Genomic DNA, 22,339 nt, shown 5'->3' with positions numbered 1-22,339 from the left:
AAACCTCTCTCGAAGCCTGCGGGCGTCTGACTTTCGACGGAATATGGGTATTTTACTGGATGCCGGTTACTTTGTAATCTTTGTCCTCAACGGCCTTCTTCAGCACATCGTCGGCCACCTCTGCGTTCAGGGTCACCACTGCAGTTCCTGCCTCATGGCTTACCTCTGCCGCCTCTACGCCTGCCACTGCCTCCAGTGCCTTCTTTACGGCAGCCTCGCAGTGTCCACACATCATACCTTCGATTTTCATAGTCTTTGTCATGGTTGTTTCCTCCTTTTTGTTATCGGCTTTCGCCTTGATTTTTTTATCTTTACTCGCGTCGTGCATCTTGAACAGGTTCAGACGCAGGGCGTTTGTTACCACACAGAAGCTGGAAAGGCTCATGGCTGCAGCGCCGAACATGGGGTTCAGCTTCCAGCCGAATAAGGGAATCCACACGCCTGCCGCCAGCGGGATTCCGATGACGTTATAGAAGAATGCCCAGAACAGGTTCTCGTGAATGTTCCGTAAGGTGGCCCGACTCAGACGGATGGCCGCGGGTACATCGCTTAAACGGCTCTTCATCAGTACCACGTCCGCTGCATCGATGGCGATATCCGTACCGGCTCCGATGGCGATACCCATGTCTGCCCGGGTCAGGGCCGGAGCGTCGTTGATACCGTCGCCCACCATGGCCACCTTGCCCTTCTTTTTCAGGTTCCGGATGACACTCTCCTTGCCCTCCGGCAGGACTCCGGCGATGACCTCGTCCACGCCCGCCTGACGGCCAATGGCTTTGGCGGTGCGCTCATTGTCTCCGGTTAACATAACTACATGGATACCCATGCCCTGCAGCTCGCGCACAGCCTGGGGACTGTCCTCTTTGATCACGTCTGCTACCGCAATGATTCCGATGAACTCGCCATCCCTGGCAAAGAACAGCGGGGTCTTACCGTCCTCGGCCAGAGCTTCTGACTGCCTGCGAATCTCGCCAGAGACTTCTGTAGTCTCGCTGATGTATTTCAGGTTGCCGCCGGTCAGGACTGCGCCGTCCAGCTTTCCGGTCAGACCTCCGCCCGGTACGGCCCGGAAGTCCGCCACCTCCAGGGTATCGTCCGCGCCGCGCTCTTTGCCGGTCTCCAGGATGGCTCTTGCCAGCGGATGCTCGCTCTTTTTCTCCAGGGCGTAGGCCAGCTTCAGAAGCTCCGCCTCCTGGACGCCCTCTGCCGGAAGAATGTCCGTAGTCTTCGGCTCGCCGCTTGTGATGGTTCCGGTCTTATCCAACGCTACGATCTGAGTCTTTCCGGTGGCTTCCAGGGATGCGGCGGTCTTGAACATGATACCATTTTTCGCACCCATGCCATTTCCTACCATGATAGCCACGGGCGTCGCCAGTCCCAGGGCGCAGGGGCAGCTGATAACCAGTACGGAGATACCGCGGGCCAGGGCGAAGCCTACGCTCTGTCCGGCCAGCAGCCAGATGACGATGGTCACAGCCGCAATGCTGATGACGGCCGGTACAAATACTCCGGATACCCGGTCCGCGATTTTTGCGATAGGCGCTTTTGTCGCCGCCGCGTCGCTGACCATCTGGATAATCTGGGACAGGGTGGTGTCCTCGCCTACACGGATCGCTTCACAGCGGATGAACCCGGACTGATTCAGGGTCGCTGCGGATACAGCATCGCCCACATTTTTATCCACGGGAATGCTCTCACCGGTCAGGGCAGACTCATTTACTGCACTGTTTCCTTCCAGAATAATACCGTCCACGGGTATATTTTCACCCGGGCGTACCACAAATACGTCGCCTTTTCGAACCTGTCCGATGGGAACCTGAACCTCCGCGCCGTCCCGCACTAGAACCGCAGTCTTCGGAGCCAGCTTCATCAGGCCCTTCAGGGCATCGGTGGTCTTGCCTTTGGAATGGGCCTCCAGCATCTTGCCCACGGTAATCAGCGTCAGGATCATGGCTGCGGACTCAAAATAGAACTCATGCATATAGGACATGACAGCGTCCATATCCATATTCACCTGTGCCACCGTCATGGCGAACAGGGCATAGGTGCTGTAACCGAAGGATGCGCCGGATCCCAGGGCCACCAGCGTATCCATATTGGGCGCGCCGTGAATCAGACCCTTGAAGCCACTGATGAAAAACTTCTGGTTGATGACCATGACGATGACGGTCAGCAGAAGCTGGGCCAGTCCCATGGCGACGTGATTTCCTTCCATAAAGCCCGGTACCGGCCAGCCCCACATCATATGGCCCATGGACAGGTACATGAGCGGTGCCAGGAAGATCAGCGACGCTATCAGTCTTCTCCGAATCTTCGGGGTCTCGGTATCCTTCAGGAAATCGTCGTCGGCTGCAGCTGTCGCTGTCGCACCGCTATTCTCCGCGCCTTTTTCGGACGCACCGTATCCGGCCGCCTCCACCGCCGCAATGATCGCGGACGGATCCGCCGTTCCTTCTACTCCCATGGAGTTGGTTAAAAGGCTGACCGAGCAGGCTGTAACGCCCGGTACTTTGTTCACCGCTTTTTCCACGCGGGAGCTGCAGGCTGCACAGCTCATGCCCGTTACGTTGTATTGTTTCATAATCTATGCCTCCTCATTTCGTATCCCTTCCGCTATCGCATCAGCTTCTGTAATACGGTTACTAACTCGTCTATGGTCTCGTCCTTACCCTCCCGGATATCCTCCGCCACGCAGGTGCGGATATGGTTGGCCAGCAGAACCTTATTAAAACTGTTCAGCGCCGCATTTACCGCGGATACCTGCACCAGAATATCGGTACAGTAGCAGTCGGTCTCCACCATCTTCCGGATGCCGCGGACCTGACCCTCGATACGGCTCAGACGGTTCAGAAGATCCTTATATTCTTTTTCCGTACGTTCCTTTGTCTTATGACTGCAGCAGCAACATTCTTTTTTCTCTGTCTGCATGCTTTCTTCGTTCTTTTCCATATCTTTTTCCATCGGTTCCCCTCTTACTCTTTCCTCGTTTCGCGTTCATTATATACCCCCTACGGGTATTTTGCAAGAGTTAATTTCATCCTCGGCAGCTATTATTTTTATTAATAATCAGAATCATCCCTCTTTTCACACATAAACCAGCCATCCGGAGCTGTCTTGCAACGACAGACGGATGGCTGGTTTTATACACTAATGCTTTTATATTCTCTATTTTATACCACTTACAATCTTATCTCTTATGACGCAATCTCTTTCTGCCTTTCCGGATCCGCAGCCAGTCTATCACTTACATCCACGTATCCCGCATCATCATAAATCTTATCCAGTTTAAAACGGAAGATGGTATACAGGATGACAATAATCGGAGTCAGATACAACAGCGGAATATAAGGCAGATATTCTGTCACGCCGACACCCAGAGTCGCCACCGCAAATACTGCATTGGCATTCCAGGGAATAAACATGGCGCCATAGGTTCCTCCTGCCTCCAAGTCTCTGGAGCAGTTCTTCGGCTGCATGTTATACTTGGAATAAACCGGAGCCATCAGCGTACCGGTCATAACGATGGCAAAATTCTGACTGAAGGCGATAGCATTTCCCAGGAAACCGAACACAATCGTCATAACGCTGACTCCCACCGGAGTATGAACACACTTCATCATGGCCTCTGCCAGCTTCTGGATAACGCCCATGTGATCCAGCATACCGGCTACAGTAAAGCCAAAGAGGGTAATTCCCGCCAAGCTCCACATGCTGGCGATACCACCACGGTTCAACAAAGTAGCCAGAGCATCGATGTCTGTGTCAATGGAAAATCCATTGTAAAATACATTAAAGGCATCCGCTACCCCCATTCCCTGATAGAAAATAGCCACCAGGATACTGGACACTGCGCCTCCCAGAATGGAAAGAAGCGCTGACTGCTTCAAAGCCAGAAGCACGCCGGTGATAATCAGGGGAATAAAAGCTACCAGACCCAGACGGAAGTTACTCTGCAGACCGTCCATCAGCTGCGCGCTGTACGCAGAGGCTACATCACCGTTATAGCGCAGACCCAGGACAAGGAAAAACACTACCGATATCAGATATGCCGGTACCTGGTCATAAATCATATGCCGGATATGCTTGAAGATATTTACTTCGCTGATGGAGGATGCCAGAATCGTCGTATCTGACATGGGAGACATCTTATCTCCGAAGAACGCTCCGCAGATAACCGCTCCGGCTGTAATCGGTGCCGGAATTCCCATACTGGTTCCGATCCCCATCATCGCCACTCCTGCCGTACCCACCGTACCGCTGGAAGTGCCGCAGAACAAGGATACCACAGAGCACAGAAGCAATGCTGTCACCAGAAACAGCTTCGGATTAATCAGCTTAATACCATAATAAATAATGGCCGGTGTCGTACCAGAAGCGATCCAGCAGCCAATCAGCGCGCCCGCAGCCAGCAGAATAAAGACAGCGCCCAGTGCTTTCTGTGTGAATTTCAGTGCTACCTCTTCCATCTCATGGGAACTGTAGCCAAAAAACATACCCACCGGAATCAAAATTACCCAGAGCATAAAGAACATAGCGCCCATATCGCCGCCGAATACCGCCTTCTGGATGGCGATCGCCGCGCATACGATAGCAAAAAGCAATACTGCTGCCAGGAAATTCATTTCTCGTTTTTTCTTCGGTTCTTTTTCCATAACCCTCGCTCCTCTCTTACTGTAACTTTACACCATATACATCCTTCAACACTTTTTCCATGCTTTCCAGGGACGCGTCTATCTCCGGAATCTCGCCCATGTAGGAAGCCGTCACCTTTGTGTCCTTGACACCCGCTGCCGTAATCAGCATGACTACCTTTTCTCCGGGCTTAATCTGTCCTGAGGCAATATATTTTCTTATCCCGGCCAGCGCCGCAGCCGACGCAGATTCACAATACAGCCCTTCCTTTCTCGCCAAATCCTTCTGCGCGTCCAGAAGCTGCTGATTATTATCCAGACTGATGGCGGAACCGCCGGACTTCTTCACGGTATACAGAGAATGGTAGGTTCCGTAGGGCGTACAGATGGAGGACGCCACGCTTCCCCAACCCTCCACCGGCTCGATGATATCGCTCTTTCTGGAAAATGCCCGGGCAATGGGGCCATAATCTTCCACAGAAAGCATCTGGGGAACCTTGTCCACAAAGCCCATTTCCTTCAGCTCTTCAAAGCCCTTCATAATACCGAACAAGGCGTCGCCGTAACAAATGGGAACCACGATCTTATCCGGAAGGGTCTTCATCTGCTGGTACAGTTCATGGGCGATCACCTTATATCCGTCGATGGCCCATGGATTGCTTCCTACAATGGGAATCGTATAGTTTGTGGCCGGATACCAATGATACTTCTCCACGCACTCCTTCAGAATCGTCCATCTCTCCGCTGCACTGTGCGCGCCTATGACGCACGCTCCATAGGCCTGCATAAAGGTCTCCAGCGTGGGGTTTACACCCTTTACCGTCAGAACGATACAGGGCAGCCCCGCCTTTGCCGCATAAGCTGCACCGGAGGCTCCGTTATTGCCCGTGGACGCGTAAATGACGCCGGGCGCTTTCTGTTCCAGGGCCTTGTTGACCAGCACCGCATTCAGACGATCCTTATGACCCCAGGTGGGATTCCTTGTCTCATCCTTTGCGTAAAGCTCGATTCCCAGCTCTTCTCCCAGGCGTGAGAGCTCTGTCAGCGCTGTATTTCCCTCATTGAGCGATACCAGCTTTTCCTTTCTGCGAAACGGAAGAATCTCCCGATAGCTCTCCAGGGTTTTTCCTCCAAACAGTCTTTCATAGTCCGCTCTGCTTCCATCCGTCTCCGGAAGCTCATAGAGCGGTGTGATATTCGACACAAAATCTTCCGTTTTACAATAAGGACACCCTTCGAAAATGTCCTCCTGTTCAAATATATGCCCGCATTTCAGACATCTGCTTTTTCCGCTGTACATAGGCACCCCTCTTTATTCTTATGTTTTAAAGCTCTGCGATGGCTTCGATCTCTACCCGCGCGCCCTTCGGAATGGCTGCCACCTGCACGCAGCTGCGGGCCGGCGCAATTCCTGGGAAGAATGCCGCATAAGCCTCATTGACTGCTGCAAAATCCGCCAGATCCGCCACAAAGATCGTCGTCTTTACAATTTTATCCACGCTGCTTCCCGCCTGCTCAAGAATCGCTGAAATATTTTTCATTGACTGTGTCGTAAGCGCTTTGACGTCGCCCTCCGCGAAAGCCCCTGTCTTCGGGTCAATCGGAAGCTGTCCGGACACAAATACCAGATTTCCGGTTACGATTCCCTGTGAATAAGGTCCGATTGCTGCCGGAGCCTGCTCTGTTGCAACTTTCTTTAAACTCATCTTCATTTCCTCCGTTTTTTATTTTATTATAATATTGCAAAAAAATAATGTAAATAGTTAATTTTTTATTTAATGAATTAAATTTTAGTTTATTGAAAAAGTTCACTTTTTCAGAAAAATATATGGTATAATTCTTTCCATAAGATAAATTTTAGAAAGGACAGCTGTTCTGCAGCCCGAAAAATGAAGCTCACTACCACCGATCGTGAAATCCTGAATTCCTATAAAAGTCTCGTGGAGGGCCTGGCCGATTATCTGGGACCCTGCTACGAACTGGTTCTGCACAGCCTGGAGGATCTGGATAATTCTGTTATCGCCATCACCAACGGTCATTATACCGGAAGGAAAATCGGTTCGCCGGTCACCGATCTCGCGCTGAAAATGCTCACCTCCATTGAAAAGGACGGTGCTCAGGATTATATCTCCTATCATACCACCAATAAAGAGGGGCTCCCTCTAAAATCCTGTACCATCGCTATCCGCGGCGAAAACAAACGGGTCATCGGTCTCCTCTGTATGAACCTACATCTTCACGCCTCCATTGACACGTTTATGAACAGCATTGTTGCCGTCAATACAGGTAAGGAAGAGAATTCACCGATTACAGAAGAATTTTCTGAAGATGTGGATGCGCTTATCTCATCCGCTCTTCTGGCGGCCCGAAAACAGGTTATGGACGATTCCTCCATTTCTTCCACCAACCGGAACAAGGAAATCATCAGCCTTTTATACCAGAAAGGCATCTTTAACCTGAAGGATTCCGTATCCAAGACCGCCGGGCTTCTGGGAATTTCCAAAAACACGGTCTATCTTCATTTAAGAAGCCTGCAGAAATAAGAAGTTCTCACACCGCAAAAAAGGTTCCCATCGCTGACCCGTGATGAGAACCTTTGCTTTTATTTTTTTAAATCCGCGCGTTCTGCTTTGAACCATGGACAGTACCGTTACCCCTGCAGCCGGCTCGGCCCAGGCGACCTCGCGGCACACAGAAGGTTCTGCTTAGAGCTGCTTCATTCCTGACCTGACTCGGTTCGCAGATTCCTGTTGCGCAAGACCCAGGCGTCAGTGCTGCTTACAGGGGGCTGCATACTGTCCATAAAGTCCGGGGCAGAACATCACCCCTGCTGTAGCGGATTGCAGGTACAGGGAACCGCTAAATCCCCGGCTGCGCGGAAGCTTTATGACATATTTGAGATCGTCGATCAGACGATCTTTTTCAGTATAGCTTTAATCGCTCTGTTTGTCAACGTTTTCCTGCGATTCTCCGGCCTCCCGGGCCGCTTTTTTTAACCTTTCCTTATTTTTCCGGAGCTTTTTGAAGAACTCACTGAGCATAGCGCTGCACTCTTCCTCCAGCACCCCCCTCTCCACATTCACCTGATGGTTGAACTCACACATCTCCAACAGATTCAGGATGGATCCGGCGCAGCCCGCCTTAGGATTCATGGCTCCGATGACCACCCGGCCCATCCGGGCCTGGACGATGGCTCCGGCACACATCTGACAGGGCTCCAGGGTAATGTACATGGTACAGTCCTCCAGCCTCCAGTCGCCCGTTTTTTTGCTGGCCTTGCGGATGGCGTTCAGCTCCGCATGGGCAAGGGTGTTTTTATCCGTATTTCTCCGGTTGTATCCCCGGGCTATAATTTTGTCGTTCTGGACGATCACGCAGCCGATGGGGACCTCCAACAGAGCTTCCGCTTTTTTTGCCTGCCGTATGGCCTCTTTCATATATTTCTCATCTGTCGTCATTTTTTACTTCCTGCCCGTCTTCCCGAGCCCGGTTCCTTTATTTCACTTCCCGACACCAGTATCCGCCGATGCCCTCCCGCTGCTCCGGTTCCTTCATTCTCCGGAATTCCCGGAAGCCGAACATGGAAGCCAGCATCTGTTCCTTTTCATTGTAGATCCCCGGCACGCCCAGATAGTAGCTGATCTCCTCCGGCGTCTCCCGCCGCAGCAGCAGTAAATGCCGGTGTTGGTAAAAGCCGTGAAGCAGAAAGCTGTTATTGCCCAGCTCCCACTTATCTCTGGGAATCCGCGATAGATCCCGGTTGCCTAAGCGGATGCTGGAAATGGTTCCTCCAGCTCCGTCCTGATACCGCATCACCGGAAAATGCTCTTCCAGATAGTGCCACTGCCCGGCCCTCACATCCGCCGGGCCGGAAGCTTCCTGCTCCGCTCCGTATTCCTTCCCTACCTCCGCCGCCCGGATTTCTCCGAGGGTTTCCTGTGATTCTGGATACCCGGTGCGAGTATCTGTTTCTGTATCCACGGTATCCGCCACATCCGTTCCTTCAAGCGCTTCCATCCGCTCCTGCCTGGCAGACTCCTCCCGGGACACAAAGCGGTTCACATCCACCGGATAATCGTCCCACTCTGCCGCATAGATTTTGTCTTCGCCCTGTATGTAGATGCCCCGGCTCTCCTCCAGACTGAAGCCACCCATCAGACTATCCGTATCCGTCACGCCGTTCCACTCCAGAGCCCCGTTTCTGCTCTCCAGCTCTCCCAGATACTGGCCCTCCAGCCGCTCCCGGGCGGGCCGGAAGGCGTACACCCGGTACGGTTTCTGATGATGGGTATAAAAGCCTCTCACATGAACCCAGATTTTACACTCGCCGCCTCTGGCGTTTACCTTGACAAATCCTGTATTTTCTCTCTTTTCTCCCTGATCATATCCGTAGATATAGGAGACAAACCTCTTATAGGCCGACATAGAACCCCTCCCTTTCTCCTGTTTGCTAACATATTCTATGCCGGACTTGTCTCATTCATACCTGCTTTTCAGGCTCTTTTCTCTCCGATGCGATTGGAAAGCTCCGCAAACTGCTCCAGCGTCAGGGCTTCTCCCCGGATGGTCGCCGGAAGTCCCATTTCCTCCAGAACCGCCGTCGTCACTTCTTTTGAAATATGCAGCTCAGGCGCATTTCCCAGTCCGTTCACCAGGGTCTTTCTGCGCTGGTTAAAGGAGGCACGAATCAGTTGAAACATCAGTTTCTCATCGGCCGCCTGTACCGGAGGTGCCTCATGCCGCGTCAGACGAATCACCGCCGAACCCACCCGGGGCCTCGGCATAAAGCAGTTGGGCGGCACATTGGCCACCAGCTCCGGTTTCGCGTAATACTGCACCGCCAGAGACAGGGCTCCATAGTCCTTGGAACCGGGACCGGTCTTCATCCGGTCAGCCACCTCCTTCTGTACCATGATAGTGATACTCTCCACCGGTACATGATTTTCAAAAAGGCCCATGATAATCGGCGTGGTAATGTAATAGGGAAGGTTCGCCACCACCTTGATGGGACGGCCGTCGTTCTTCTCCTGAGCCAGTTTACATAAGTCTACCTTCAATACATCCTCATGAATGACCGTCACATTGTCGTAGACACTTAAGGTGTCCTCCAGAATGGGAATCAATGCGTCGTCGATCTCGATGGCCGCCACCTCTCTGGCCGACGACGCCAGATACTGGGTCAGGGTTCCGATACCCGGCCCAATCTCCACAACGAAATCATTTTCCGTGATCTCCGCGGAACGGATGATTTTCCCCAGAACATGTTCGTCGATCAGAAAGTTCTGGCCGAACTTTTTCTGAAAGACAAACTTATATTTATTTAACACTTCGATGGTATTTTTCGGATTTCCCAGGGTGGGAAGGGGTCTGCTCATATCGTTCTCCTCAAATAAAGTATTCTATATAAAGTATGCTATTCAAAATACATCCTTTTCGCATTCTGATTCGTCACCCAGATCACCTCGTCCGCGTCCACGCCCTTCAGCTCCCCAATGGCCGCCGCCACATAGGGCAGGTTCAGGGACGAATTCCGTTTGCCACGGTTGGGCTCCGGCGCCAGATAGGGGCAGTCGGTCTCCAGAAGAATCCGTTCCAGAGGCAGCATCTTCACGACCTCCTTCAGCTTCTTCGCGTTCCTGAAGGTCACCACGCCGCCGATACCAATATAATATCCCAGCTTCAGATACTCCTCTGCCAGTTCCGGCGAATAGGAAAAGCAGTGAATCACGCCCCGGAGTCTCTCGTCCTGGGCCTTTTTGATCTCCTCCAGTGTATCCGAAGCAGCCTCCCGGCTGTGTACGATCATGGGAAGCCCCAGCTTCTTCGCCAGCTCCATCTGTCTGCGGAACCACTTTTTCTGAAGCTCATGGTTCTCCTTATCCCAATAGTAGTCCAGTCCGATCTCACCCACGGCCACCGTCTTCAGATTCCGGCACTGTTCTTCCAGCCAGGCAAAGTTTTCTTCGTTCAGCTCGCCCACCTCGTCCGGGTGAACGCCCACCGCCGCATACATGAACGGATACCGCTCCACCAGAGCCAGGGTGCTTTTCACCGTGCTGAGGCTGGCGCTGACATTTACAATATATTCGATTCCATCCCTCTGACACTGCTCCAGGATCGCTTCCCGGTCTCCGTCAAAGGCTTCGTCGTCGTAGTGTGCGTGACTTTCAAATATCATGTTGCATCTCTTTTCTTTTTCTATAGCTCCTGATTTCGCTCTCTAGCATAACATAATTCCCGCTTTTTGTGAACCTGTTCTGTATTTCATAGAAAGAAAATGAGAATGCTGTATTTTTCTCCCGTACAGCATCCTCATCTTCGTATCTTCTCAACTTGTTTATCTTTTGTAATCACCATATTCTTTTGTCTCCCCCTACAGGGTCAGTTCCTCCAGGTTCATTCCCACAGAGGTCAGCTTTGCCGCTGTAGCTCTGATTTGATACTCCAGTTCTTCATTTACAGTTTCACCATTCGCTTTTTTGATACGCTGCAAATTTGTGTACTGGTCAATCAAAATCATCAATAATTCTTTGTCTTGCATTTCTTCCACTCTTTCCACCGCCTTTCTGCACTTTCAGTATAGCGGATTTTTGCACTGTTTACAAGCTTCTTTTACCCTTCCACCACATACCGCACATCTGCGAAGCCCACGCAGTCTCCGGGGCGGAGGCGGGCCTTTTCGTTGACCTCCAGGCGTCCTCCGTTCAGGTAAGTTCCGTTGGTGGAGTTCAGATCTGTGAGGTAGTAGCAGTCGCCCTCCCGGGAAATCTTTCCGTGGATTCGGGAGATACCGCGGGACTTCAGCCAGCCGTCCACGGCGTCCTTCTTTTTCCCGATCAGGAAGGTATCGCCCTCTACCTGCCAGTCCGGCCAGTTTCCGTCCTCACTTTTCAGGATCAGCTTCTTCTTTTCCGGCCGAAGGAATACGGTCCCGCCATCCGTCGGACCTTCCGGCTGCTTTTTCCCGGCCTCCGGGGATTCTTTTTCCGGAAGATGCTTCCACTTTTCCAGAAGCTCTTCCAGGGAACCGTTCTCTTCCCCTGCCATCCGGTAAAATTCATATCCGATAGTCACCGCCTCCGGCTCCTGTCGATTCAGCCGGTCCAGCAGATATTCCGCCAGACCCAGAAGCTTTTCCCCCATGGGCTCTTCCTCTCCCGGAAAGAAACAGTACTCCGGGTTCCACCCGTCTGGATCCAGATAAATATAGTCCGGATCCAGTACCAGATTTTCTGTGTTCAGGAAGTATTCCATACAGGACTCTGCAGCCCTCTCCAGGCTTTTGAGCAGATTCAGAAATTCCTCCGCTGAAATCCGCTTCCGTTCCAGCACCAGACTCAGACTCTGTCGGGAGGTGATATCATAGCTGAAGTCCGCCCGTTCTCCCAGTCTGCTGACCCGGCATTCCAGAAAGCCGGGAATCCGGTTTCGCGTCAACATCTTCACCTGATAGGTTTCCTCATACGTTTCTTCCTCCAGAATCAGATAATTGTGGTTCAGTTCCCGCTTATACCGGGCTTTCATACTCCCGCAGCCTCCTTCCCTTTCCGAAATCTCCGAATCTCGCCGCAGGGATTCCGGCGCGCCGCCTGCTCCTCCGCCTGCATACGGATCCCACCCAGCATCGGTGTACTCATCTCAAAATACATCCAGACCTGATTTTTCCCCACTGAGGCTTCGATCTCCTCGGGCTGCATCAGAATCAGCCGCTCTTTTGCAGCCTCCACGCCGCCCAGATAGAGTTCGTTTTCCAGCCGTTCCGCCGCCCTGTACTTTTGCTGTTCTCCCTTTCCCGCCAGCTCCGCCGCTGCAGCCGTCAGGGTACAGCGGTCGTGCAGGCATAAAAGCAGAACCAACAATACAAAGATACACAGAAATAAAAAGGGCAGAAGATAGACCGCCTCTATGGTCAGGCTCCCCTTTTTCCATTTTTTCAGTTTATCATGTCCCATATCAGACCTCCCAGATAAGCTGCCATCAGAAAGGGAATCAGCGGAAAAGAGTCCTTCCACCGGGCTTTTCCAAGAGCGCAGCCTGTCCCCAGCACCACCGCGCACAGCACTGTCCCATGAAGGAACATCCGCAAATTCCCGGCTCCGCCCAGATAAAGCCCCGTCACACAGAGCACCAGTCCGTCTCCGAAACCGATCCCTCCTGCGGTCACAAACCCCAGTGTCAGCACCAGAAGTCCCAGCGCCGGGCCCAGTATCAGTTCCACTGTCCCTGCTGTACTGTCCGGCAGTCCGAAACACAGGTTCAGAGCCACGCCCAGAACTGCGAACAATCCCACACTTCTCAAGTCAATTTCCTTTCTTTTCCAGTCCGTGCAGGCATTCCAGATCAGAAATACCAGTACACAGCCACTTTTTATCCATCCTTCTGTCATTCTCTTATCCACCTCCGCAGAGAGAGCAGGGCGGAAGCACAGTTTCTGACAAAAGAACGCTTCGGATTCCCCGGGAGAGACCCGGACAGTTCAGATTCTGATGATACCGGTTTCCTTCTTCCGTCAGATATACCAGACTGCTGCCCTCCTTCCAGCACCGCTCACAGGGATAATACCTGCTTCCATCATTGCTCCGCAGACTTTCCGTATGTGCCAAGCTCTCCTGCCGTACCGATACATGCAGATAACGGCAGCCCAGTTCCCTGTGATAGACCGTACCATAATCCGTCACATACACCACCTGATCCATCTGTCCGGCCCCGCTTCCCCTTCTCCCGGAAAAGCCCGTCCAGCCCCGCACCGTTTTTTTCTGTGTAATTTCCACCGGATGGAACCAGCCCAGTCCCGGCGGCAGCTGCACCCGATGGGATGCCTGCAGCGTCAGAATCGATGTATCGCTGTCCCAGCGGCATTTCACCCCGGGAAGGCTGCTCAGCCCCGCTGAAACAAGGGAATCCGCTATCCCGTCTCCTGTCCCGCCTCCCGTCAGATATGCCGTCACCGCCTGATTCTTCGCCTGATCCGTCAGCATGCGTCCCGTCTCCGTATACAGTTCCAGCAGAAAAAACAGATACAGGAATGCCACCACAGACATCAGGAAAAACGGAAATACCAGCGCCGCTTCCACTGTCATGCTTCCCCGTCGCCAGTTCTCCTTTTCCTTTCTGAAGGCGCACCGTGATGCTCTTTGATCCTCCGGTGGGAAAAGAGAAATTTCAGAATTTTTTAGAACGGCGGTCCTCTGGCCGCCTACTGCCTGGAGAGCATGATATGGATTCAGACACACCTTCGCACAAAAGAGCATCACGGTACACCTCCCTTCTTTTTCCTTTACCATTCATAGCAGAACCATCTTTCCGCCGTCAGCTCCTGTCCGTTTACCCAGTCGGTCCGGAACCGGAAGCCATCCGTACACAGGTCCATGCGAAAGCTGCGTTTTTCTGTCTCTCGCACTACACCCTCCAGCACGTCCAGGCCCCTCATCTTCTTTTCATCCCGGCCTGTCATCAGAAGCAGGATTCCCAGATACTCCTGATAGTCCATTCCTTCCGGATCCTCCGCCCCATCGTACCCGGAGAGCTCCCCCAGTTCCAGCGCCTCCGTCAGAGAAAGCCGCCAGTTATCACCGGTTTTCACAAAAGCCGTCCGATCTCCGTTCAGCAGAATCCTCACATCCAGTACGCTTTCCGCAAAGGCCCAGGCCAGCATCAGCACCTGTTTTACCGCTTCCACCAGACCCGGAATCAGGGTAACGCCCACCAGGGCCGCTGCCAATGCTTCACATTCCGCCTGCTTTCCTCCGTCCGACAGCAAACAGGCATAGTTCATGCCCTCCCGTACTGCCAGCAGCCGGGCGCAGACCGCTTCCAGATTCTCCAGGTCGCTGTCCTTTCCTCCAATGACATATTCCAGCTGATAGTCAAGCCACACCCCGACTGCTTTTTCTTCCGTCAGGAAGTCCACTGCATTGGTAAAATACTTTTGCAGATAGGCATGAAAATACAGGTCATTTTGGGCCCCGGCCGGATATCGCCCCCTGGAACCCGCTCCGGTGCTGAGGCTCCGCGCCGAGGGCGCTGAACTCAGTTCTGCCTTTTTTCCGGACAGCTTCTCCGTATCCTGCACCACCAGATGCAGGATGCTTCCCCGTCGGAGCTCCATGGTATGGGCCGTGGGATCCGGCGTTCCCTCCCGTTCCTCTTCCTCCCGCTGTCTGCGCAGCTCCTCCAGACGGCTGGATTCCCGGCTGTCTGCCTCTTCATATTCCAGACTTTTTTCCGCCGCCTCCTTTCCATAATCCTGCCATTTTCCCAGTCCTTCTTCCAGCGCCTCCAGCCCTGTGCCGTTCCTGATACAGGCTACGGCCTGCTCATACCAGCTCGCCCCTCTTCCATCGGTGGCCCGGGCCATGGCGTCTGTCTCCAGCCGCAGCAATCTGCCCGCCGGAAGATTCTGCTTCATGAAAAAGACTGCCTGCTGCTCCAGATACGCCACATCCTCCTGTCCCGTTCCATAGCCCAGATCCAGATAAAACAGGCCGAACCGCTCCAGCAGGGTCCGCTCGTACTCGGCCAGAACCGAATATTCTGTAAGCTCCAGCGCTTCTTCCAGCTCGCTTCGCCTCACTGCATAGCCCGCCGACCGGAGGCAGACCTCCGATACCATGAGAAAGACTGCCAGCGCCAGGCTCAGGAAAACTGTGATTTCTCCCTTTTTCCACATATCATACCAGCTTGCTCTGGCTGGTGATCTTGTCAAAAATCTGATTGACCAGGGTGGTCATCTGCTTTTTGAAGATCAGGACCAGCGCAATCAGAACCACAATAAAATCCAGTACCTGCCCCGGAATGCTTGAAAATACTTTTCACATCTTTCACATCACTCCGATGTGTAAATTATTTTTCTTTTTAATTTAGTAAAAAAGCAGGCTCTTGGATATCCTCTTGTCCAAAAGTCTGCTCTCTTACTTTATGTAAAATTACCTATTTGCTTTCTTTCAACTTCTGATTTTCCTCTTCTAGTAATTCTATCTGCAGCTCTAGCTCTTTAATTCGTCTCTTGTATAAAATCATTTGTCTTTTCAGCTGTTTATTAACTTCCTCAGTTGCTCTATCAAAAATTGCCTTTTTAGGATTATAACATTCTCCCTGCTTCAATTGTGCCTCTTCTACCATTTGTTTGGCCTGCAAATTTCTATAAAAATAGCTCCTATCCACCCCTGCATATTTTGCCAATGCAGTAATTGATATCCGCTCCTTTCTTCGAAGCATCGCATCAATCTCTCTCTGAATAATTTCTAAATTCTCTTTTTCTTGCTGTTTCTTGAGCCCTACGATTTTATCATACTTCATTTAACATCACTCACACCTTCCTGTTGTATTCGCAAAAAATCTAACTCTGATTTTAGCTTTTGATTTTCTGCTTTCAACTTTATAATTTCGATTCTCATAGCTAACAATTTTTCCTTATACTCATCAAGGAGTTCCACTTCGTCTATGTTCATTTTATAGCTTTGATTTTGAATATCAACAGCTTTATGTACTTCTTCTTTGATTTTTGGATTTCTGTAAAAAAACGAGTTAGATAAGCCTGTTCTTTTGCATAATCCGGAAACTGTAATCCTTTCGCCCTCATTACGCATTCTTTGAATTTCATCCATTGCCAGTTTTACTTTTTGCCTGCTTTTTTCCTGGCTCATTTCGATGATTTTATTTGCTTTCATCCTTAATCACAACCTTTATAGTTTTTTTAACAATGCAATTTCCTTTCGATCCAACCGTTTCTTCAGCGTGTCCACCTCTTTTTGAAGTATACTGCACTTTTGAAGAAGCTGCTCATTTTCAACCTTTAACCTTTGATTCTCTGACTGACAGCTGTTAAAATCTTTCTTCAATTCTTGAAAATTATGACCTGCAACATTTCTTTCTTCAGATGACTGCTGTACATCTATCCGCCGTGGCTGTTTAATAGCTTCCTCCAGTTTCTGACGGACTTGCTCATTCTTATAAAAAAATCCTCTTGATAAACCTGTCCAACGAACCAATTCTGTTACAGAAATCGGCAGTCCTCTGGCACCCATATCATCTATTGCCCGAATCGCCTTTTTTATTTTCTGTTCACTCTCAGCTTTATTAACGGCTATCATCTTATCATATTTCATATCCATCCCACTCCTTTACCACATCCATTAAAATCATATCGATTTTCTCTCTGACTGCCCTCGTTTCATCCGCCATTATCTTGTTCCCAATCTTTCGGTAATGATGTACACTTTGTAATGTTTTATGCCCAAAAGCCTTGCGATCATCCAGTCGTCGATATGCATCTCTGTCAGCTTTTTCCCATAACAATGTCGGAATGTATGTGTTCCAAAATTCAGCAGCTCTCCATTCTCATCCCGAATATCATTTTTCCTAATCATCTGCATGACTCGATGTTGAAGCATGCTATACTGAAATGGTCTCGATAGATCCTCTTTTTTTACAAAAATATATTTTGTCTTTCCATAATGTTCCTCGGTATAATCAATTGACTTTATAATAAGCTGTGCTATTTCATCACTAATTGCTTTTTCAAATGTGATTGATTTTACCTGCTCGATTCGTATAAAATATCGATTTTCTCTTATGCTCAAACAGTCCGTTTTTAGTGTAAGCGTATCCGAAATTCGTGTTCCCAGCAGCTGATGAAGGATTAATGCCCTCGCTATTTGTTCATCCATCTGAAAAATGTTTTCATTCAGCTTCTTTACGGTTTCATCCGAATAAAACTTAAATAGATATCTTGGTGTGCTAGGAAAATCAGTACTTATAAATAGGTTTTTGATATCTTGCCTATCATAATGATTTCCCACATCTTCAATCACTCTTCGTAAGCCATATAAATCAGAGCGATAATTTTTCCTCTCTTTTGCCTCTGTCTGAAGATAGGTCAAATAGTTTTCCATAATATCCCGTGTCAAATCTAGTAATGATTTAATCTTGGGATACCTTAATGCCAGATATCTGCAAAACCTTTTAGTCGCTACCATTTCAGCCGTAATACTTCCTATTGCCATATATTTCAAATGCATAAAAACTACTGTTTTAACTTCTTTTCGGATTGTTATTTGACTGATTCCTTTAAAATTTATAGTCTTTACATTCTTTATCGGATTGCTGCGAAGAGGAAATTCAAACTTATCCAATTCCCACACATCTCTATCCTGTTCTAAGTACTCCTCATCCTTCTGAGAATACCTCAGAATCTTCTTCATATGCTTTACTATGCCAGGTGTTTCTGTTGCTACAATTTCATAAACGCTTCGATACTTCTTACTTGTAAGGGCATATCCCTGCTCCATCATCCAGCTCTTTAGCTGCAAAATAATCTTATTCTCATCCTCATATCTTAATGTTTTAATATTCTTTTTTATAAGAAAATGCCGGATATTATTAAAATATAATATTTCGGACGCCAAACTACTTGGAGCAAGTTCCTTTCCCCTTTCCCATACAAAATCTTCCAGGAGCTTTCTTACTGCTTCTGATGGAAGTCCTTCCAGGTCGAAGTAACGTTCTTTCCGGACCCTCATTTTCTTTTTCTGTTCTTCTGTCGCATTCTTATAGCAGTCTAATTCATAGATATGTATCTTATTTTCCAGTTTTTTCACCCCGCTTCTTTGGAATAATCCCAGTTGCAAGAAGATTTTCTGTCTGATTGAAATATTCCATATTCGCCTGTTCGATCCGTTTAGGCATATAGTCTATATACTGCTTTGTCATATTTTCATTGTTATGCCCTAAGTAATCCCGAATCGTCTGAATGGACACTCCATCATCATAGAAACTACTTGCCAATGTATGCCTGTAATCATGCGTTTTGAATGTTTCGCCCGAAATATATATTCCATACTTCTTACAACTTGCTTTGAATCCCTTAACAAATGTGCCAATCCTATATGCCCCACCATCCTTTGAGTTGAAAAGGAAATCAGTGGATTTGATATGATGCTTTTTTATATAAATTTTCATAATTCGATAAAGCACCAATGAAATTGGTATCATTTTTTCCGCTTTCATTTTAATTTGATAAACCTTAATCCATGCATCTTCTCCATCCCAATAATATGCGTCTCCTTTTAATGTACATACCTCACTGATCCGTAATCCTGTTGCCCATAAATTTAGGAAAATAAGCCTTTGTACTTCTGGGAAAAACTTTAGCTTTTTTAATATTTCCATATACTCATCTTCTTGAACACTTCGATCATGGTGATATGGGTAGACTTTCTGGCTGTAATAGTTTTGATCAAAAATTTGCCCCTTGATATGTCCTTTAACATTTAAGTATGCAAAAAATCGGTGAATATCAAATATCTGCCTGTTTACTGTTTCTGCCTTAATTTCCTGTTCCTGCAGGAGCTTGAAGTACTCTGCTATCTGTTCTTCCGTAATTTCACATATGGATTCTATTGTATTAAAGTAAACTAGAAATTTTTTAATGTAACACAATTGACTTCGTATATTTCCTAGTGCCAAATCACTGATACCTACTTGATATTTCATATACTCTTGTAGCAATTCCCTGTTTCTCTCATTCGTCACTTCGTAAAAACTGAGTCGCTGAACAGGATTACTTGGGTTTACACGCTCTGGTGCAAAATTGAACCTTTCCATATACCAGACATTTGCATACCAGTGAATTTCTTTTCCACTCATAAATAGTATTTTGCGACTGTTATCCACAATCTGCATACTGTTCTTCACATTTACAACTTTCCTGGCTACAATTGTTTCCAATTTCTTTATTTGCTCCAGTTCAAGACGCTCGATATCATCAATTCCTTCCTCTATGCAAAACTCATACATCCACCTTAAAGGAAGTAGATAACGCACTCTGCGATCCTTGCTGTCTTTTATATTCCTCAAGGCATAGCATAAAATCTGAAAAATTTGCCTTTTTAAATTTTCTGACGCCTTTTGGCTAAAATCCCATACCAGTTCGCTTTTATCCTGGATATAATCAAAATCTGACCCTATGTCCTGATCTGGTATGTAGGGAAGAAAAATCACTTGCCCTTCATACTTGAGCTGTTCTTTGTTTCTTCCAGAAAGTGTTTCCATTTCTTTTCGGATGTCAAACTGTTTGATCCGATCCAATGTCTTCAAATATTCAAGGCTTTTAGAGAAAGTTTTTGTCCTACGTAACTCACTTTCATACAGTTCTCTGGTTCTATAATCAATTTCCCTTACATGATGAATTCCCTGCCGTATCAAAAAATTCCTAACATTTCCTTTCAAGCGTTCTTGCACTGTATTGCACCGCTCAATTTCATCCAGCAATTCTTTATACTCATTCCGGATAAGTGCCTTCTGCAAATTTCTCAAGAATCCAGTTCGCTCAAACACCTGTTTCTTTGTAAAGCTCCCCGTTTCATGCAAAAAGATTTTATAATTACGGAAATCCTGTTCTTCTATAAGAAAAACATCATATATTCCTACACCTTTTAGATAAGACTCTGCACACTCCCAGTATGTACTCGGTACATTTATATCCGTTGTCAACTGGTTATGAAGATAATCCGCTTTATCCTGTGATTCCGTATTCAATAATCTTAATGCAGGCACATGCTTCTCCTCCTTCCCTAAAGTAATTTGTCGATTTCATAAATGGACTGATGTTTTCTATAAAATTCATCGCTGACATCAATCAACTCCTGATCCGATATATTTAAATATCTCATCGTTGTTTCTATATTTCGATGCCCAAGTGCCTGACTAATAAGTTCCAACTTCCATCCAGCCTTCCGGCGAGCATTTGCAAAATAATGCCGCAGCATATGTGGTGTTACTTTAATCCCAGTCTTCTTCTGCAGCCGTTCCATCAATGCATAGACGCCTGAGTCCTGCATCGGTTTTCCAGCATAATCTCCCGAAATGTTAATAATCAAGTACTCCTGCTGGAAAATAAGGTCTTTATATTCCTCTATATAAAACTGCAGAATTTCAAAGGTGGCATCGCTGATTTTTGCCTTCCGGTATTCTGCATTCTTAGCCCTGGCTCCATTTTCATTATCTTCTCTAAAATTGACATACAGTAAGTGTCTCTCATAATCAATATCTGTCGCATACCGGACTCCCAAAAGCTCCCCGATGCGAAATCCCGTTTCTGCTAATAATAAAAGCAGGATTTGATCGCGACAATTGGCACATGCCTTTAATAAAATCACGATCTTATCCTGCTCTATGGTCTTCCCTATATGTCCTTTTTCCTGTAGATATCCATGAAATGTATTCCGGTATAATGTCCTTTTTACTCCCACTGAATTATGTACAATAATTCTCATATCAGAGAGGACTTTTAATTGCTTTATAGATTCATCCTGCTGTCCAGAAAATCTATAAAATCGGAACACCTCTTTTAAATACGCATTACAGGTCTCATTATATGGTTTCTTTTTGTAACTATCTCCACTATGCAATCCTGCCTGTAACCATATCAAATAGTCTGTAAAGTGTTCCTGCTGCTTATCATATGGCATCTCCCATACATCATCTAACTGGATGCCAGTCTCATCTATATAATTCAGATAGTATGAAATGGCTCCTGCACTTCTTCTGATAGTATTAGGTGACAATTTTGATCTTTTTTTATGCATTAGATACTTGGAGGGCAGTAACACTATATCCTGGCTCTCCTGCTCACGAATGAAATAATATTTTTCGTGATTATCTATCTGGGAATCCACAATATACCTTGCCATATTACTTTACTCCTTTCCTCTAACGCTATACACAGTATACCGTGTTACTCTTCTCATAGCTATCACACAATGTAACAATCTTTCCTTTTCAAACGAAGCATTATCAATAAACAACGTCAATCGATTTGATAACTCCCTGCTATTCCAAATGCAATACCTGCAGTTAACAAAAATCCAATAATTCCAACTGCCGCAACAATCAATATCCCAATCATGATCGTTCTACCTCCTCAACAATCTCTATAACATCTGGCATTCTGCCATCGTAACCGCTTCATCTTCCATAGCAAAATATTCATCTGCCACATTGCGTTCCACCGCCAAAATCTCTCCAGCCTCCTTCTCTCCCAGCTGGATCGGCGCCAAATACTTAATAATTCTCCCACATAATTTCTGGTCCGGACAAATATCCAGCATCCCCATACAGGTATTCACAATAAGGCGATCCAACACATCGGTAATCACTATTTTTTTAGCATCATATCCTCTCGCACCGATAAAATTTGCCAAGTTCTCCGGGGTCAGTGCCAACATATATTCTTTTCTGGCTCCCCCACCATATGGATACTCATAGGCATATCCCATCGTTTCTGTGTTCATGATCCGTTCTACCATATTCTTTTCTTCTGCTCTCATAAAATCTTCTCTCCTATTTTTTAACTGCCAAACTCAATTTTCCCTTCCAATGGCGAATATGCATCGACACCATAGCTTTCCTGAAGGATCTGAAATCTTGCGAGCTGCATGGATGATCTGGACAGCCTGCCCCGGTTTACAATCAAAAGAACATCTACCTGTTCTTTCTGGACCGCTTCTATAAAATGACGAAATCCATTTCGATTCCAAAGCGGAGTTGTCCCCACATCACTGGAACTTCCAACCAGTTCAAATCCCATCTGCTCTCCATAATCAATCAGCTGTTTAAACTGACTTTTTAATGCACCATTTCTATCTTCCGGTGCATCAATCGCACAATAGATCCACGCACGTTTTCCCTGACCCATTCCTGCCTCCTGC

At 47.9% G+C, this 22,339-nt stretch carries 25 protein-coding genes and 1 other RNA gene; 1 reads left to right on the top strand and 25 read right to left on the bottom strand.

Annotated features, from left to right (window positions below; all coding sequences use genetic code 11):
- Positions 1 to 52 precede the first annotated feature (52 nt).
- The 5 genes from H8S44_RS13920 to H8S44_RS13900 all read right to left on the bottom strand — a co-directional run bounded on the left by H8S44_RS13920 (position 53) and on the right by H8S44_RS13900 (position 6,337).
- The gene (locus tag H8S44_RS13920; RefSeq protein ID WP_186872593.1) at positions 53 to 2,581 is read right to left on the bottom strand and encodes a heavy metal translocating P-type ATPase; all 2,529 of its coding nucleotides are present in this window, start codon (positions 2,579 to 2,581) and stop codon (positions 53 to 55) included.
- A 32-nt stretch (positions 2,582 to 2,613) separates the two neighbouring features.
- The gene (locus H8S44_RS13915; protein ID WP_330593497.1) at positions 2,614 to 2,961 is read right to left on the bottom strand and encodes a metal-sensing transcriptional repressor; all 348 of its coding nucleotides are present in this window, start codon (positions 2,959 to 2,961) and stop codon (positions 2,614 to 2,616) included.
- A 233-nt stretch (positions 2,962 to 3,194) separates the two neighbouring features.
- The gene (gene nhaC / locus H8S44_RS13910) at positions 3,195 to 4,652 is read right to left on the bottom strand and encodes a Na+/H+ antiporter NhaC (RefSeq protein WP_186872592.1); all 1,458 of its coding nucleotides are present in this window, start codon (positions 4,650 to 4,652) and stop codon (positions 3,195 to 3,197) included.
- Between the two features lie 16 nt (positions 4,653 to 4,668).
- The gene (locus H8S44_RS13905; RefSeq protein ID WP_186872591.1) at positions 4,669 to 5,931 is read right to left on the bottom strand and encodes a threonine synthase; all 1,263 of its coding nucleotides are present in this window, start codon (positions 5,929 to 5,931) and stop codon (positions 4,669 to 4,671) included.
- Positions 5,932 to 5,956: 25 nt separating this feature from the next.
- Entirely contained in the window at positions 5,957 to 6,337 is a 381-nt protein-coding gene (locus H8S44_RS13900) for a RidA family protein (RefSeq protein ID WP_186872590.1), read from the bottom strand.
- Positions 6,338 to 6,520: 183 nt separating this feature from the next.
- Here H8S44_RS13900 and H8S44_RS13895 point away from each other — a divergent pair, with 183 nt between their 5' ends.
- Complete coding sequence (locus H8S44_RS13895; RefSeq protein ID WP_186872589.1) at positions 6,521 to 7,174, top strand: helix-turn-helix transcriptional regulator; 654 nt, start codon at positions 6,521 to 6,523, stop codon at positions 7,172 to 7,174.
- A gap of 73 nt (positions 7,175 to 7,247) precedes the next feature.
- Here H8S44_RS13895 and ffs read toward each other — a convergent pair.
- The 20 genes from ffs to H8S44_RS13795 all read right to left on the bottom strand — a co-directional run bounded on the left by ffs (position 7,248) and on the right by H8S44_RS13795 (position 22,326).
- Positions 7,248 to 7,510, bottom strand: an RNA gene (gene ffs, locus H8S44_RS13890) — signal recognition particle sRNA large type.
- Positions 7,511 to 7,564: 54 nt separating this feature from the next.
- Positions 7,565 to 8,089 (bottom strand): tRNA adenosine(34) deaminase TadA, encoded by a 525-nt coding sequence (tadA, locus tag H8S44_RS13885; protein WP_186872588.1) that lies wholly within the window; start codon positions 8,087 to 8,089, stop codon positions 7,565 to 7,567.
- Between the two features lie 37 nt (positions 8,090 to 8,126).
- Positions 8,127 to 9,056, bottom strand: a complete 930-nt coding sequence (locus H8S44_RS13880) for a DUF6128 domain-containing protein (RefSeq protein ID WP_186872587.1) — start codon at positions 9,054 to 9,056, stop codon at positions 8,127 to 8,129.
- Positions 9,057 to 9,124: 68 nt separating this feature from the next.
- Positions 9,125 to 10,006 (bottom strand): 16S rRNA (adenine(1518)-N(6)/adenine(1519)-N(6))-dimethyltransferase RsmA, encoded by an 882-nt coding sequence (rsmA, locus tag H8S44_RS13875; RefSeq protein ID WP_186872586.1) that lies wholly within the window; start codon positions 10,004 to 10,006, stop codon positions 9,125 to 9,127.
- A gap of 38 nt (positions 10,007 to 10,044) precedes the next feature.
- Positions 10,045 to 10,809 carry a TatD family hydrolase gene (locus H8S44_RS13870; protein ID WP_186872585.1) on the bottom strand — a complete coding sequence of 255 codons (765 nt, stop codon included), beginning with the start codon at positions 10,807 to 10,809 and terminating at the stop codon, positions 10,045 to 10,047.
- 195 nt (positions 10,810 to 11,004) lie between these two features.
- Positions 11,005 to 11,181 (bottom strand): hypothetical protein, encoded by a 177-nt coding sequence (locus H8S44_RS13865; protein ID WP_186872639.1) that lies wholly within the window; start codon positions 11,179 to 11,181, stop codon positions 11,005 to 11,007.
- A gap of 62 nt (positions 11,182 to 11,243) precedes the next feature.
- Positions 11,244 to 12,155 (bottom strand): DUF6382 domain-containing protein, encoded by a 912-nt coding sequence (locus H8S44_RS13860; protein ID WP_186872584.1) that lies wholly within the window; start codon positions 12,153 to 12,155, stop codon positions 11,244 to 11,246.
- A complete protein-coding gene (locus tag H8S44_RS13855; RefSeq protein ID WP_186872583.1) occupies positions 12,152 to 12,583 on the bottom strand; it encodes a TadE/TadG family type IV pilus assembly protein in 432 nt (143 codons plus the stop codon). The genes H8S44_RS13860 and H8S44_RS13855 overlap by 4 nt, the downstream gene beginning before the upstream one ends.
- On the bottom strand, positions 12,565 to 13,017 hold the full coding sequence (locus H8S44_RS13850) for a prepilin peptidase (protein ID WP_186872582.1): 453 nt from the start codon (positions 13,015 to 13,017) through the stop codon (positions 12,565 to 12,567). The genes H8S44_RS13855 and H8S44_RS13850 overlap by 19 nt, the downstream gene beginning before the upstream one ends.
- A gap of 4 nt (positions 13,018 to 13,021) precedes the next feature.
- Positions 13,022 to 13,711: a hypothetical protein gene (locus H8S44_RS13845; protein WP_186872581.1), complete on the bottom strand. Its 690-nt coding sequence runs from the start codon at positions 13,709 to 13,711 to the stop codon at positions 13,022 to 13,024.
- Between the two features lie 197 nt (positions 13,712 to 13,908).
- On the bottom strand, positions 13,909 to 15,300 hold the full coding sequence (locus tag H8S44_RS13840; protein ID WP_186872580.1) for a DUF5702 domain-containing protein: 1,392 nt from the start codon (positions 15,298 to 15,300) through the stop codon (positions 13,909 to 13,911).
- A gap of 1 nt (position 15,301) precedes the next feature.
- The gene (locus tag H8S44_RS13835; RefSeq protein ID WP_330593493.1) at positions 15,302 to 15,400 is read right to left on the bottom strand and encodes a Flp1 family type IVb pilin; all 99 of its coding nucleotides are present in this window, start codon (positions 15,398 to 15,400) and stop codon (positions 15,302 to 15,304) included.
- Positions 15,401 to 15,560: 160 nt separating this feature from the next.
- Positions 15,561 to 15,929 (bottom strand): DUF6262 family protein, encoded by a 369-nt coding sequence (locus H8S44_RS13830; protein WP_117472702.1) that lies wholly within the window; start codon positions 15,927 to 15,929, stop codon positions 15,561 to 15,563.
- Complete coding sequence (locus H8S44_RS13825) at positions 15,926 to 16,300, bottom strand: DUF6262 family protein (RefSeq protein WP_117472700.1); 375 nt, start codon at positions 16,298 to 16,300, stop codon at positions 15,926 to 15,928. The genes H8S44_RS13830 and H8S44_RS13825 overlap by 4 nt, the downstream gene beginning before the upstream one ends.
- 15 nt (positions 16,301 to 16,315) lie before the next feature.
- On the bottom strand, positions 16,316 to 16,738 hold the full coding sequence (locus tag H8S44_RS13820; protein WP_242990749.1) for a DUF6262 family protein: 423 nt from the start codon (positions 16,736 to 16,738) through the stop codon (positions 16,316 to 16,318).
- A 75-nt stretch (positions 16,739 to 16,813) separates the two neighbouring features.
- Positions 16,814 to 18,229, bottom strand: a complete 1,416-nt coding sequence (locus H8S44_RS13815; RefSeq protein ID WP_330593491.1) for a tyrosine-type recombinase/integrase — start codon at positions 18,227 to 18,229, stop codon at positions 16,814 to 16,816.
- Complete coding sequence (locus tag H8S44_RS13810) at positions 18,210 to 20,186, bottom strand: tyrosine-type recombinase/integrase (protein WP_117566496.1); 1,977 nt, start codon at positions 20,184 to 20,186, stop codon at positions 18,210 to 18,212. The genes H8S44_RS13815 and H8S44_RS13810 overlap by 20 nt, the downstream gene beginning before the upstream one ends.
- Before the next feature lie 17 nt (positions 20,187 to 20,203).
- Entirely contained in the window at positions 20,204 to 21,322 is a 1,119-nt protein-coding gene (locus H8S44_RS13805) for a tyrosine-type recombinase/integrase (RefSeq protein WP_117471876.1), read from the bottom strand.
- A 240-nt stretch (positions 21,323 to 21,562) separates the two neighbouring features.
- On the bottom strand, positions 21,563 to 21,958 hold the full coding sequence (locus H8S44_RS13800; protein ID WP_117471878.1) for a hypothetical protein: 396 nt from the start codon (positions 21,956 to 21,958) through the stop codon (positions 21,563 to 21,565).
- 20 nt (positions 21,959 to 21,978) lie between these two features.
- Positions 21,979 to 22,326 (bottom strand): recombinase family protein, encoded by a 348-nt coding sequence (locus H8S44_RS13795; RefSeq protein ID WP_117471880.1) that lies wholly within the window; start codon positions 22,324 to 22,326, stop codon positions 21,979 to 21,981.
- Positions 22,327 to 22,339: the final 13 nt, after the last annotated feature.

Origin of the sequence: Anaerosacchariphilus hominis (genome assembly GCF_014290175.1) — a bacterium.
GTDB classification, from domain to species: domain Bacteria; phylum Bacillota; class Clostridia; order Lachnospirales; family Lachnospiraceae; genus Laedolimicola; species Laedolimicola hominis.
This window is presented reverse-complemented; position numbering and strand designations above follow the sequence as displayed.